The organism is Solirubrobacter soli DSM 22325, from assembly GCF_000423665.1.
Lineage (GTDB): Bacteria > Actinomycetota > Thermoleophilia > Solirubrobacterales > Solirubrobacteraceae > Solirubrobacter > Solirubrobacter soli.
Genome location: NZ_AUIK01000016.1, coordinates 70,810 through 83,744, shown reverse-complemented (window position 1 = coordinate 83,744; position 12,935 = coordinate 70,810). Strand labels below are relative to the sequence as shown.

Annotated in this window: 11 protein-coding genes; 3 read left to right on the top strand and 8 right to left on the bottom strand. The window is 71.0% G+C overall.

Features of this window, described 5'->3' with window-relative positions:
- Positions 1-8: 8 nt before the first annotated feature.
- Positions 9-1,115 carry an acyltransferase family protein gene (locus G569_RS0112435; protein ID WP_084284820.1) on the top strand — a complete coding sequence of 369 codons (1,107 nt, stop codon included), beginning with the start codon at positions 9-11 and terminating at the stop codon, positions 1,113-1,115.
- Here the strand turns inward: G569_RS0112435 and G569_RS0112430 are convergent.
- On the bottom strand, positions 1,096-1,740 hold the full coding sequence (locus G569_RS0112430; RefSeq protein WP_211232974.1) for a hypothetical protein: 645 nt from the start codon (positions 1,738-1,740) through the stop codon (positions 1,096-1,098). The two genes, G569_RS0112435 and G569_RS0112430, sit on opposite strands and share 20 nt — an antisense overlap.
- 114 nt (positions 1,741-1,854) lie before the next feature.
- Between G569_RS0112430 and G569_RS65940 the strand changes: the two genes are divergently transcribed.
- Positions 1,855-4,788, top strand: coding sequence for a helix-turn-helix transcriptional regulator (locus G569_RS65940; protein ID WP_037496230.1), 2,934 nt, complete (start codon positions 1,855-1,857; stop codon positions 4,786-4,788).
- Between the two features lie 6 nt (positions 4,789-4,794).
- On the opposite strand, the gene G569_RS0112420 is transcribed toward G569_RS65940, so the two are convergent.
- From G569_RS0112420 to G569_RS0112395, 6 genes are all read right to left on the bottom strand, one after another.
- A complete protein-coding gene (locus G569_RS0112420) occupies positions 4,795-5,565 on the bottom strand; it encodes a phytanoyl-CoA dioxygenase family protein (protein ID WP_028063650.1) in 771 nt (256 codons plus the stop codon).
- A 67-nt stretch (positions 5,566-5,632) separates the two neighbouring features.
- Entirely contained in the window at positions 5,633-6,172 is a 540-nt protein-coding gene (locus tag G569_RS0112415) for a LytR C-terminal domain-containing protein (RefSeq protein WP_028063649.1), read from the bottom strand.
- Between the two features lie 38 nt (positions 6,173-6,210).
- Positions 6,211-7,512 (bottom strand): UDP-N-acetylmuramoyl-tripeptide--D-alanyl-D-alanine ligase, encoded by a 1,302-nt coding sequence (locus tag G569_RS0112410; protein WP_028063648.1) that lies wholly within the window; start codon positions 7,510-7,512, stop codon positions 6,211-6,213.
- On the bottom strand, positions 7,493-8,101 hold the full coding sequence (gene vanX, locus G569_RS0112405) for a D-Ala-D-Ala dipeptidase VanX (protein ID WP_028063647.1): 609 nt from the start codon (positions 8,099-8,101) through the stop codon (positions 7,493-7,495). The genes G569_RS0112410 and vanX overlap by 20 nt, the downstream gene beginning before the upstream one ends.
- Positions 8,098-9,084: a D-alanine--(R)-lactate ligase gene (gene vanA, locus G569_RS0112400; RefSeq protein ID WP_028063646.1), complete on the bottom strand. Its 987-nt coding sequence runs from the start codon at positions 9,082-9,084 to the stop codon at positions 8,098-8,100. The genes vanX and vanA overlap by 4 nt, the downstream gene beginning before the upstream one ends.
- Positions 9,077-10,021: a D-isomer specific 2-hydroxyacid dehydrogenase family protein gene (locus G569_RS0112395; protein WP_064750338.1), complete on the bottom strand. Its 945-nt coding sequence runs from the start codon at positions 10,019-10,021 to the stop codon at positions 9,077-9,079. Before G569_RS0112395 ends, vanA begins: the two co-directional genes overlap by 8 nt.
- A gap of 102 nt (positions 10,022-10,123) precedes the next feature.
- Here G569_RS0112395 and G569_RS0112390 point away from each other — a divergent pair, with 102 nt between their 5' ends.
- Complete coding sequence (locus G569_RS0112390) at positions 10,124-11,395, top strand: uracil-xanthine permease family protein (protein ID WP_028063644.1); 1,272 nt, start codon at positions 10,124-10,126, stop codon at positions 11,393-11,395.
- Here the strand turns inward: G569_RS0112390 and G569_RS47810 are convergent.
- Complete coding sequence (locus tag G569_RS47810) at positions 11,337-12,935, bottom strand: glycoside hydrolase family 13 protein (protein ID WP_037496227.1); 1,599 nt, start codon at positions 12,933-12,935, stop codon at positions 11,337-11,339. The two genes, G569_RS0112390 and G569_RS47810, sit on opposite strands and share 59 nt — an antisense overlap.

Here is a 12,935-nt window from a genome sequence, read left to right as displayed (position 1 = left end):
TGTAGGGAATGGCTCGGACTTCTCGCCCCCGCTTACACGCTCTCGATGGCTTGCGCGGCCTCGCCGCCCTGGCCGTCGTCGTGCTGCACGTGTGGATGTACACCGACGCGAACTTCCCCGCGCCCGGCCGCACGGACGTGCTCGACCGTGTGATCGGCGAGCTGCGGATCGCGGTCGAGCTGTTCTTCGTCCTGTCCGGATTCCTGCTGGCGCAACCGTGGATCCGCGGTCGCGCGCCATCTCTGGGCCGCTACGCGGTGCGCCGCTTCGCCCGCATCGCGCCCGCCTACTGGGCCGCGGTGGTTGGCACGCTGCTGCTCATCCACGGGTCCGGCCACGGCCGCGACATCGACCTGCACGACCTCCCGAAGTTCCTGCTCTTCGTCGCCAACATCTTCCCGGAGACGCGCAACCAGCTCGACCCGCCGCTCTGGTCGCTGCACATCGAAGTGAGCTTCTACGTCGTGCTGCCGCTGATCGGCCTCGCGCTGCTGCGCGCGAAACGCCAGTGGCTCGTCTGCGTCGCGCTGATCCTCGCCGGCCTGGCCTACACGACGATCGGGACGATCCACGCCTGGCCGCCGGAGGCCACCTGGACGCTCCCGTCCTACCTCGGCGCGTTCGCCGCGGGCATCCTCGCCGCAACTGTCAAACCTAAAGCCGGCCTGGGGCGATTTAAGGTGGCTTTCGTTGTTTTTGGCGGTACAGCGGCGGTTGTGGCCAACGCGGTCTGGCACAGCGGGGGCGGGACGGGCGTCGCAGGGCACGCGATCGCGGACCTGCCGGGGTCGCTCGGGTTCGCCGCGATCGTGTGGGGGATCGCGGCTCGCCCCGGGCGGCTGCTGTCGAGTCCGCCGCTGCGGGTGCTCGGCACGCTGAGCTTCGGGGTGTACCTGTGGCACATGCCCGTGATGTACGCGCTGCAGCTCCACGACCGATTCCCGGAGCGGTTCCTGCCCGCGATCGCGTGGGTGCTGCCGTTCACGTTCGCGCTGGCGATCGCTTCGTGGTTCCTGATCGAGAAGCCCGCGATCGCCTGGAGCGGGCGGGCGCTCGCCCCGAAACGCCCGCCCGCGCCCGCCGAGCCCGCGACGTCTACGCCGTATTCACGGTGATCTTGGCGATGCCGATGACGAAGCCCGCCTTGAGCGCGTCGGTGCCGAACGTCTGATTGAGCAGGTCCGCCGCCTCCTGCTTGAGCTTGACGGTCGTGCCCTCGAGCACCGCGGTGCCGTTGTCGTTGGTCTCCAGCGGCTTGAGCGTGCGGCCGTCGAGGAAGAACAGCGGCGCGGACTCGGCCGCGACCTTGCCGTCGACGGTCACCTTGCCGGTGAGGACGGACTTGCCCGGATCGACCTCGAAGTCGGTCAGCTCGACCGTCTTGCCGCCGCCGGTGAGGCTCAGGCCTGAGCCGGCGTGGTCGATCTCGCCCTGCACGTACGGCGACTCGGTGCCAGGCGTGTAGTAGGTCACGTTCCCGCCGGTGATCGGGAACGACGCGACGCCGGCCTTGCTGATCTGGGCGGAGCCGATCGGCGCCGGGGTCAGCTTGAGCTGGCCGAGCGCCGTGACGAAGCCCTTGTCGAGCGTGACCGCCGTGTCCTTGCCGGTGAGCGTGGGGATCTGCGCCACCGGGGTCGCGGCGGGCTTGGTTGTGGTGGCGGGTTCGTCGGAACCGCCGCACGCTGCTGTACCGAGGGCAAGGGCAGCGGTCGCGGCCAGTGCCGTCAGGGTCTTCATATGCATCTCGTGCCTTCCTTCCGGGAGGGGGTTGAGAGGAGGTGTCCAGGTCCTACTCCGCACGAAAGCCACAAACGGATGCCTCGGCGGGGTTAAAGTTGGCGCGTACCCTTCATGGCCGCCTCTAACGGAACGCTGCTCGGTCGGCGCGCTGAGCTCGCGGCCGTGGACGCCGCACTCGAAGAGCTCGGCGCACGGCGCGGCGCGGTGCTGGCGTTCAGCGGCGAGGGCGGGATCGGCAAGACGCGCCTGCTCGACGAGCTGCAGACCCGCGCGGACGCCGCGGGCGCGCTGGTGCTGTCGGGCCGCGCGTCCGAGCTCGAACGCGAGCTCCCGTTCTGCGTGTGGGAGGACGCGCTCGCCGAGCACGCGGAGTTCCTCGGCGTCGACCGCCTCGAGCGGTTGGTCGGCGACCAGCTGCCCGAGCTGGCCGCGGTGCTGCCCGCCGTCGGCCGGATCCCCGCGGGCCTGCAGGATGAGCGCTATCGCACGCACCGCGCGGTGCGGACGCTGCTCGAGGCGCTCGCGCAGGTCCAGCCGATCGTGGTCGTGCTCGACGACCTGCATTGGGCCGACGACGCGTCCTTGGAGCTCGTCGCCCACCTGCTGCGCCGGCCGCCGCGCGGACGCGTCGGGCTGGCGCTGGCGTTCCGGCCCGCCCCGGTGCGCCCACTGCTCGCGACCGCCTTGGCGACCGCCGAGCGCGACGGCTCGGTGATTGAACGCTCGCTCGGCGCGTTGTCGTTCGCCGACGCCGAGACCCTGCTCGGCAACGACATCCCAGGCCCCATCCGCGGCGAGATCTACGAGGCGGGCGGCGGGAACCCGTTCTTCCTCCAGCAGCTCGCCCGCCAGCACGCCGCGGGTCGCTCGGTCGCCGCCGAGCCCGCGGGCGCGGGCGTGCCGCGGGCGGTCGCCCGGTCGCTGGAGCAGGAGGTGGCCGCGTTGAGCGACGCCGCGCGCCTGCTCGCGCAGGGCGCCGCGGTCGCGGGTGACCCGGTCGACATCGACCTCGCGGCCGCGGCCGCCGGGCTGGAAGAGGCGGGCGGCGGCGCGGCACTGGGCGGTGGTGGCGCAGCGGCGGGCGGGGGCGCGGGCGCGGCCGGCGCAGCGGCGCCGGCGCTCGGCGACGAGCGGGCCGCGCTCGCCGCGCTCGACGAGCTGCTCGCCGGCGGATTGCTCGCCGCCACCGACGTGCCGCGGCGGTTCCGGTTCCGGCATCCGCTCGTGCGGACCGCGATCTACGAGTCCGCGGCCGACGGGTGGCGGATCGCCGCGCACCAGCGCGCGGCGGACGCGCTGGCCGCGCGGGGTGGGTCGCTCGCCGCCCGCGCGCACCACCTCGAACGCTGCGCGCGCCCCGGTGACGACGAGGCGCTCGAGGTGCTGATCGAGGCCGGCAGACACGCCGCCGCGCGCGCTCCCGCGACCGCCGCCGACCGCTTCGGCGCGGCGCTGCGGCTGCTCCCGCAGACGCCCGAGACGATGCCGCGCCGGCTCGAGCTGCTCGTCGGCCTCGCGCAGGCGCTGGCGGCGACGGGGCGGCTCGAGGCGGCCCTGGAGGCGTTGGACGACGGGCTGAACCTCGTCGGGCCGGAGCTCGCGCCCGTGCGCGCCCGGCTCGTGGCGGGCTGCGCGATGTGCGAGAACCTGCTCGGCCGCCACGCGGCGGCGCACGCGCGGCTGCTCCAAGCCCTGGACGAGCTCGGCGAGGCCGCGTGGGCGGCGGCCGACCTCGAGGTCGAGCTGGCGGCGGACGCGCTCTACGACTCGGACTTCGCCGCCGTGCGCGAGTGGGCGCAGCGCGCGCAGGCGACGGCACGGTCGATCGACGCCGCCCCGTTCGCCGCGGTCGCGCTCGCGCTGGAGTGCTTCGGCGCGATCGGGCTCGGCCAGATCGCCGACGCGCAGGCGCTGCGCGAGGAGGCGTCCAACCGCTTCGACGCGCTCGACGACGGCGCGCTCTCCGGCCGCCTCGACGCCGCCTACTACCTCGGGTTCGGCGAGTTCTTCTGCGAGCGCTACGACGACGCGATCCGCCACTTCCGCCGCGGCATCGCCGTCAGCCGCGCCTCCGGGCAGGGCCAGTTCGTGATCCCGATGACGATCGGGCTCGCCCACGCGCTCGAGGTCCGCGGCCGGCTGAGCGAGGCCGCCGACGCCGCCGACGCCGCCGTCGAGGGCGCACGCCTGTGGGGCAACCGCCAGATGCTCTGCTTCGCGCTGACCGCCGACGCGTGGGTGAGCGCGCTGCGCGGCGAGCTCGGCCGCGCCCGCTCCGCCGGCGCGGAGGCGATGGCGCTGCTCGACGGACTCGACGAGAGCGTCTTGTCCGGAGCCACCCGCGTCCACGTCGCGGCCGCCCAACTGGAGGCCGGGGAGCCCGAGGGCTGCTTGACCGCGATGAGCGCGGGCGGCGCGCCCGAGTTCGCGGGCGTCGAGCCCGGCCGCCGCGCCTGGCTCTATGCGATCCTCGCCCGCGCCGAGCTCGCCCTGGAGCGCCCCGCCGCGGCCGCGGAGTGGGTGGCGCGGGGCGAAGCGGCCGCGGAGGGCCTCGGCCTCCCCTACGCGGAAGCATCCGTGCTGTGCGCGCGTGCCGAGCTCGACGCGTCGTCCGAGCCGGCCTTGGCCGCGGCGGAGCTCGCCGACAGCGTCGGAGCGATCATCCAGGCGGCGCGGGCGCGAATGCTCGCCGGGCGTGCGGCGGACGACGCGGGGCTGCTCGAGCGGGCCGAGTCCGACCTCGCCGCCTGCGGCGCCGTGCGGCTCCGGGACGAGGCCGCGCGCGAGCTGCGGCGGCGCGGCGTGAAGACCGGTGCGCGACGCCGCCGTTCCAGCGGCGGCGAGGGGCTCGACAGCCTCTCCGGCCGCGAGCGCGAGGTCGCCGACCTGGTCGCGGCGGGCCGGACGAACAAGGAGATCGCGGGCGAGCTGTTCCTCTCGGAGAAGACGGTCGAGAGCCACATGAGCCGGCTGTTCGGGAAGCTCGGGGTGCGATCGCGGGCGGAGGTCGCCGAGGCCGTGGGCCGCGAGCGCGGCGACGTCTGACCCGCGTCACGCCGCCTCCTGCAAGCCCGTGGAACGGGGATCGAGCGGGAGCTCGCCGGAGGCCCAGTAGAACGGGTCGACCGTCTTGTCACCGAGCAGCTGACGGCGGATCGGAGGCAGGCCCGCCCATTCGGGGACGTCCTCGAACGGAATGTCGCGCGACGTCAGCCACCGGTAGCTGTAAGCCATGAACATGGCGCGCCGGACGCGAGTGCCGACGTTGTCCCGCCGCCGATGCCAGAGCCGGGCGTCGAAGACCACGACCGTGCCCGCGGGGCCGAGGATGGGCACGCCGGCGGACTGTTCCTCGGTCGGATACCGCGACTTCGTGTCGACATGGCTGCGAGGCACCACTTCCAGCGCGCCGTCATCCGGCGATGCCACATCGGTGAGGTAGACGGCGACCTTCAGGGTCACCCGGGGCTGGTCCCGCCAGAGCAGCCGCATGTCCCGACCCATCAGGCCGTTGTCACGATGCCAGCGGTGGGCGCCGGTGGGCGGGTGCGGCGGGTGGACGTCCAGGTGCGAGTGGTTGATGTAGACGTTGGGCGAGAGAAGCTCGACCGCCAGCGCCAAGAGGGGCGGCCAGTCGACGACGGCTGCCAGCTCGGGATGCTGCGCCAGGCCTGACAGCTGGTGAAGGTGCCCGTCGGTCGATCGGGCAGCCACCTCGTCGACCGCCCGAAGCAGCCGACGAGCGAGGGGCCTGTCGAGGACTCCGACCAGGGACCAGCCTTCGTCGGCCACGGTCTTGGCTTGAGGCGTGCTGTAGCTCATGCCCGCAGTCAAGGCGATGCGGCGTTGCCGGCACGTATGTGGTTTCCGATACGTCGGGGATATGCGCCTACGGCGCCTTGTCGGCGCCGGCGATCACGATCACGGTCGCGGCCCCGGCGATCGCGCGACTGTCGGCGGTGATGGGCTCACGCCGGCTGATCGAGAGCTTGCGGCCGACGGCCTTCGCCTCGGCCTGGCGCCCGGGCGCGTACTGGACGACCGACTCGGACAGCTGCTGGTCCGAGTAGACGTCGATCGCGCCCCGCCTGAACCCGGCGGCGACGAGCCGGTCGCGCAGCGACGCCGCCAGACCGGGCACCGTCGTGCCGTTGAGGACGGCGACGGTGACCTTGCCGGGCTTGACGGGGGCGTGCTTGGGTTTCGGCGTGTCGGGCTTGCGCGGGTGCGGGTTGCCGGACGTGTCCCCGCCGCCGGTCGCCCGGAGCCCGCCGAGGACGAGCAGAGCGACGACAACGACCGCGACATGACGTGCGCCGATCCGGCGGTGCCACGGGCGGGTGCGATCCGCCCGACCAGCCCACTCACGCAGCCGCTGCACGTCACGCGCGTGCGAGACATGGAGGGTCGAGAGCGCGACCAGGCCCACGAGCGTGGCCGCGCCTGCGACGGCGCCGATCGCCTGGACTACCGCCGGTATGCGTCCACCACCTCTTCGAGCCGAGCCACGCGGCTGCCCTTGACCAGCGCCGCGTCGCCCGGGCCCATCGTGCGCAACAGAGCGACCGCCTCGTCGAGGCCCGTCACATGCGCCTCGCCATAGAGGCCGGTCCCATAGCCCACCACATCGATCCCGAGCTCCTCCGCCACGCGGGCGATCCGGCGATGCTCGCCCTCGCTCTCGTCTCCGAGCTCGGCCATCACCCCGAGCAGTGCCAGCTTGCGGTCGCCCGGCAACGCCGCCAGTGAACGGACGGCCGCCTCGGCCGACGCGGGGACCGCGTTGTAGCAATCGACGACCAGGACAGGGCCGCCGGGCACGCGTTGGACGTCCATCCGCCAGGGCGAGCCCTGGCTTGTCGCCAATGCCGCGGCGACGGCGTCGAGCGAGACCCCACACCACAGCGCGGCCGTCGCCGCCGCCAGCGCGTTCGGGATCTGCTGCACGCCGTGCAACGCGAGCCGGACATCGGTCCCACCCCATGGCGACGACAGACGGAACCGCGCGCGCAGGTCACGGTCGAGGGTGATGTCGCAGGCCCGCACGTCGGCGGCGCCACCGATCGAGTACCCGAGCACGTCGCAGGCGCTCAGCGGCGCCATGTCCCGGACCCGGGGGTCATCGAGGTTCAAGACCGCGAGACCGGATGCCGGCAACGCGGCCACGAGCTCGCCCTTGGCGCGGGCGACGCCGTCGAGGTCGCCCAACGACGCCACGTGCGCCTTGTGGACACTGGTGACGATGCCGACCTCAGGACGTGCGACGGCGGCCAGCCGCTCGATGTCACCCACGCGTCGGAACCCCATCTCGAGGACCACCCAGCGCGCGGCCTCCGGCGCGTTGAGCAGCGTCAGCGGGAGGCCCAGCTCGTTATTGAAGGAACGCTCGCTCGCGGCGGTGGGGAACGTCGACGCCAGACAGCCGGCCAGGAGGTCCTTGGTGGTGGTCTTGCCCACCGACCCGGTGATGCCGATCGCGCCGCCGACGCGACCGCGGGCCAACCGTCCGAGGCGCAGCAGCGCGGCGGCGGTGTCACGGACACGGATGGCCGTCCCGCCGACCGGCTCCCGCGCGGTGAGGTAGGCCGGCGCGCCGGCCTCGAGCGCTGCTCCGATGAAGGCGTGGCCGTCGCGCTCGGCGACGATGGGAACGTAGAGCTGCCCGGGCCGGATCGTCCTCGAGTCGATGCTCGCCCCTTCGATGCCGACGTCGGGCCCGACCAGCTCACCGTCCAGATGGGCCGCCAGCTCAGACGATGGGAAAATCAAAGTAGGTGTCCGGATAGGGCTCGTCTTTGAGCGTGTAGTGCCACCACTCGCACTCGTAGGAGTTGAAGCCACACGCGTCCATGACAGAACGGAGGTGCCGGCGGTTTCTCGCCTGGATCCGCGTGATGCCGGCTGCCTCGTGGTGGGAGATCGGGTCCATCAGGTCGTGGTCGCCGCCCATCGAGGCGAGCTCGCCTGTGGCGAGGTGAAAGAGCGTCAGGTCCACGCTGCTGCCCCGGCTGTGGCCGGACCTCGCGGCGACGTAGCCCTTCTCGACCATCTCGGTCCGGTCGATGCGCGGGTAGTGCCGCAGCTTCGTGCGACCGTTCTCCGGCTGCTTGGACCAGCGGAGGAAGCAGTCCACCGCGCGCTGCGGGCGATACCCATCCCACAGCAGCAGGCCGAAGCCGAGCGATGCGGCCGCTTCTCGCGCGTCCTCCAACGCCGCGCACAACGACCGTGCGCCGACGATGCGGTTCGCCCCGTACCCGTCCACCGGCTTGCCGGTGAAGTTGTCCCATGTCGCGTACTTCGCGTCCCAGCGCACTCCGGACACGAGCTCATCGACGAAGACGAAGTCGCTGTTCATGTCAGTGCCAGCGAGACCATGCGGTCGATCACCTCGCCCAGAGGCACTCCGGCGGCGGCCATCATCCGCGGGTACCGGCTATAGGACGTCAGGCCGGGCAACGTGTTGACCTCGTTGAGCACGACCGTCCCGTCCTCGGTGAAGAACATGTCCACCCGCGCGAGCCCGCGGCATCCCAGCGCGCGATAGATGGCCTTTGCGGTCTCCTGGACGAGCGAACGCGCCGCTTGGGAGATGTCGGCGGGAACGAGCACCGTCGCGTTCTCGGAACCGCGTTCGGGCTCGTCCTCGAGATGGATCCTGAAGAAGCCGTGCGACAGCGCGATCTGGTCGACCTCACCGACGAGCAGCTCCGGCCCGTTCCCCAAGACGGCACAGCCGACTTCGCTGCCGATGACCGCCTCCTCGATCAGCACCTTCGAGTCGTACGCTCGTGCGGTTCGGACGGCGCTCTGAAGATCTTCCGCGCGGGAGACCTTGCTGACGCCGAATGAGGATCCCGAGCGGGCGGGCTTCACGAAGACGGGATAGGTGAGCTCGCTCAGAGCAACGTCGTCGCTCCAGAACCTCGGCGTCGCGATGCCCGCGGCTCGGGCGACCGTGTACGTCAGGGACTTGTCCATGCACAGGGCAGAGCTCTGGATGTCACAGCCCGCATACGGGATGCCGGAGAGCTCGAGCAACCCTTGGATGCCTCCGTCCTCGCCGAGCTTGCCGTGCAGGATCGGCAGCACCACGTCCAACCTGATCGTCTCGTAGCGCCCCTGCTCCAGCACCAGCAGTCCGGGGTCGCTCCGATCCGGCGAGAGGACCGCCGGGCGGCCGTCACTGAGCATCCAGGCGCCGCTCGTCGTGATCCGGACGTAGAACGGCTCGTACTTGGCGGTGTCGAGGTGTCGTGCGACCTCTTGCGCCGACTTGACGGAGATCGGATGCTCTTCCGAACAGCCGCCGAAGATGATCCCGACCTTCAACCTATCCATGGTTCAGGCAGTTGGTCAGGGAACGCTCGACGGTGTCGCTCAAGGCGTGGTCCGTGTAGTAGGCGGTGTGCGGACTGATCAGCACGTTCGGCAGCTGGTGCAGCCGCAGCAACAGCTCGCTCTCGATCGGCGCGCCGCTGCGGTCGGCGTAGAAGATCCCTTCCTCGCCTTCGAGGACGTCCAGTGCCGCGCCGCCCAGCGTGCCGCTCTCCAAGGCGCGGACGAGCGACTCCGTGTCGACGAGCGCGCCGCGCCCGGTATTGACGATCACCGCCCCGTGCTTCATCTGCTCGATACGGCGGCGATCGAGGAGATGGTGGGTCTCGGACGTCAGTGGCGTATGGAGCGTGACGATGTCACTGTGCTCGAGCAGCGCGCCGAGCGTGACGTAGTCGGCAGCGGTGTTGGGCCGGGTGTCATGGGCGAGTGTCCGGCAGCCGAATCCCCGCAGCCGCTCGACGACCGCGCCGCCGATGCGTCCTGTCCCGATCACGCCGATCGTCAGGTCGCGAAGCTCTTTCCCGCGCACCTCGTTGAGCCTGTAGTCATGAACGTCGGCACGCCTGATGACCGATCGGGCATGGCGCACCATCATCAACATCAGCATCAGCGTGTAGTCGGCCACGCTGTCCGGTGAGTAGGCGACCGTCTCGACGGAGATGCCCAGGCTCTCCGCGTACCCGGCGTCGATGTGGTCGTCGCCGACGCTTCGCGTGGAGATGTACGTCACACCGGCTTCGCCGAGCGCACGCAGGGTCGGGTTCGTGACCTGCGTCTTATGACCGATGCTGATGCAGCGGTTTCCTGCCGCAAGCCCGATGTTGCCTTCAGAAACCGCAGCCGCGGTGATCGTCGGGACGACGCCGAGGCGCGGCGCCAGCTCGCGGAACAAGGCGGCCTCGTCCTGTCCGCATCCATAGACCGTGATCCCCATCATGGCTGCATCCAAGACAGCGGGGTGTTGTCGGCGCGTATCCGCTTTTCGATACACCGGCGATATGCCGCCACGCCGTCTGCCCCCCGGAGTAGCTTCACCCGCATGTGGACGCTGCGGGAGGGTGGCGAAGGGCAGGTCATCGCGCCGGACGAGCGCCTGGCGACGCCGGCGATGCTCGGGCTCGGTGCGCAGCACGTGCTGGCGATGTTCGGCTCGACCGCGCTGGTGCCGGTGCTCACCGGCTTCCCGGTCACGACGACGCTGCTGTTCAGCGGCATCGGCACGCTGCTGTTCGTCCTCATCACCGGCAACAAGGTCCCGTCCTACACGGGGTCGAGCTTCGCGTTCATCGCGCCGGTGCTCGCGGCCAAGGCCGATGGCGGGATCCCCGCCGCGCTCGGCGGCATCCTCGTCTCCGGCGTCGTGCTGGCGCTGCTCGGCCTGTTGATCGACCGCGCGGGCTACCGCGTCGTCGAGTTCCTGCTGCCACCCGTCGTGACCGGCGCGATCGTCGCCGTCATCGGGCTCAATCTCGCGCCGGTCGCGAAGACCGAGTTCAGCCAACAGGCGGGCATCGCACTCTTCACGCTGGCCGCGATCCTGCTCGCCACCGTGGGTCTTCGCGGCCTGGCCGGGCAGCTCTCCGTCTTCCTCGGCGTCGCCGCGGGCTACGTCTTCGCCGCGATCCTCGGCAAGGTCGACTGGACCAACGTCCACAAGGCCGACTGGTTCGGGCTCCCGGACCTGACCACGCCCACGTTCGACGGCCACGCGATCCTGCTGATCGTCCCCGCGGTGGTGATCGTGCTGATCGCCGAGAACGCCGCCCACGTCAAAGCCGTGTCGGCGATGACCGACCACGACCTGGACCCGCTGATCGGCCGTTCGATCATGGCCGACGGCGCGGCGACGACCCTCGCCGGCGCGTTCGGCGGCTCGGGTACCACGACCTACGCCGAGAACATCGGCGTGATGGGCCTCACCCGCGTCTACTCGACGCTCGCCTACATCATCGCCGGCGCCATCGCGATCGGCCTGTCCCTGTTCCCCAAGTTCGGCGCGGTCATCTCCGCGATCCCGGTCGGCGTCCTCGGCGGCGCCGTGACCGTGCTGTTCGGGTTGATCGCCGTGCTCGGCGCGCGGATCTGGGTCCAGAACCGGGTCGACTTCCGGGACCCGGTCAACCTCACCACCGCGGGCGTCGCGCTCGTGGTCGGCGCCGGCGACTACACGCTCAACTGGGGCGACTACACCTTCGGTGGGATCGCGCTCGGCACGTTCGGCGCGATCGTCGTCTACCAGGTCCTGCGCGCCGTCAGCGCAACAAAGCCTTCCCCTCCCACGGCCCCAGCCACAGACCCGGAGACCCGATGACGGCGCGAGCGTCGTCCCACCCGGGCAGCGCCACCAGGACCGGGTCGCCGCTGAAGTTCCCCAGCACGAGCAGCGACACGTCGTTCAGCGAACGCGTGAAGGCGTAGACGCGCTCGTCATCCGGGAGCAGCATCGTGAAGTCGCCGTCGGCGATGACCGGCAGCGCGTGCCGCAGCGCGATCAGCCGCCGGTAGTGGTGGAAGACCGAGTCGGGGTTCGCCCGCTCCGCCTCGGCGTTGATCGTGGTGTGGTTCGGGTTCACCGGCAGCCACGGCTCGCCGGTCGTGAAGCCCCCAAACCGCCCCGCCGTCCATTGCACCGGCGTGCGCGCGTTGTCGCGGCCCATCGTGCGCAGCGCCGACAGCACGTCCTCCGCCGAAGCACCCTCCGCGATCGCCTCGCGATAGTGGTTCAAGGACTCGATGTCACGGAAGTCGTCGATCGTCGCCCACGGCGCGTTCGTCATCCCGAGCTCCTCGCCCTGGTAGACGTACGGCGTTCCGCGATGCAGGTGCAGGACGGTGCCGAGCATCTTCGCCGCGGCGACGCGATGTTCACCGTCGTCGCCGAACCGCGACACCACCCGCGGCTGATCGTGGTTGTTCCAGTAGAGCGAGTTCCAGCCGGTCTCGAGCAGGCCGGTCTGCCAGCGGCCGAACGAGCGCTTGAGATCACGCAACCGGAACGGCCGCAGATCCCACTTCGAGGTCGGCCCCTGGTCGAGCTGGACGTGCTCGAACTGGAAGACCATGTCGAGCTCCTCCCGTGCCGGATCGGTGAAGAGCTGTGCCTCCTCCAAGGTCACGCCGGGCATCTCGCCCACCGTCAGCAGCCCGTCCCGCCCGGCGAAGACCTCGCGGTGCATCTCCTGCAGGAACTCGTGGAGCCGCGGCCCGTGCGCGTTGAGCGAGAACGAGTTCCCGGACGGCAGCCCCGGCGGCTTGGAGATCAGGTTGATGACGTCCATCCGGAAGCCGTCGACGCCCCGGTCCAGCCACCAGCGCATCATCTCGTAGATCGCCGCGCGGACCTCCGGGTTCTCCCAGTTCAGATCCGGCTGCTTGCGCGAGAAGAGGTGCAGGTAGTACTCGCCCGTGGCGGGGTCGAGCTCCCACGCCGGCCCGGAGAAGAACGAGCGCCAGTCGTTCGGGACCGAGGAGCGCCACCAGTACCAGTCGCGCTTCGGCGAGTCGATCGACGCGCGAGACTCCACGAACCACGGATGCTCGTCGGACGTGTGGTTGACGACGAGGTCCATGATCAGCTTCATCCCGCGCGCATGGACGCCCGCCAGCAGCTCGTCGAACTGCGCGAGCGTCCCGAACACCGGCTCGATGTCCTGGTAGTCGCTGATGTCGTAGCCCGCGTCGTCCTGCGGCGAGGGATACACCGGCGACAGCCACAGGACGTCGACCCCGAGCTCCGCCAAGTGGTCCAAGTGCGCGGCTATGCCGCCCAGATCACCGATCCCGTCACCGTCGGAGTCCGCGAACGACCGCGGGTAGATCTGGTAGACGACCGCACTCCTGAACCAACTCAT

Bases quoted from the DNA above. Each gene is read 5' to 3' on its own strand.
- G569_RS0112420 (WP_028063650.1), bottom strand. From the start codon at position 5,565: ATGAGCTACAGCACGCCTCAAGCCAAGACCGTGGCCGACGAAGGCTGG.
- G569_RS47810 (WP_037496227.1), bottom strand. From the start codon at position 12,935: ATGAGTTGGTTCAGGAGTGCGGTCGTCTACCAGATCTACCCGCGGTCG.
- vanX (WP_028063647.1), bottom strand. From the start codon at position 8,101: ATGAACAGCGACTTCGTCTTCGTCGATGAGCTCGTGTCCGGAGTGCGC.
- G569_RS65940 (WP_037496230.1), top strand. From the start codon at position 1,855: ATGGCCGCCTCTAACGGAACGCTGCTCGGTCGGCGCGCTGAGCTCGCG.
- G569_RS0112395 (WP_064750338.1), bottom strand. From the start codon at position 10,021: ATGATGGGGATCACGGTCTATGGATGCGGACAGGACGAGGCCGCCTTG.
- vanA (WP_028063646.1), bottom strand. From the start codon at position 9,084: ATGGATAGGTTGAAGGTCGGGATCATCTTCGGCGGCTGTTCGGAAGAG.
- G569_RS0112430 (WP_211232974.1), bottom strand. From the start codon at position 1,740: ATGAAGACCCTGACGGCACTGGCCGCGACCGCTGCCCTTGCCCTCGGT.
- G569_RS0112435 (WP_084284820.1), top strand. From the start codon at position 9: ATGGCTCGGACTTCTCGCCCCCGCTTACACGCTCTCGATGGCTTGCGC.
- G569_RS0112390 (WP_028063644.1), top strand. From the start codon at position 10,124: ATGTGGACGCTGCGGGAGGGTGGCGAAGGGCAGGTCATCGCGCCGGAC.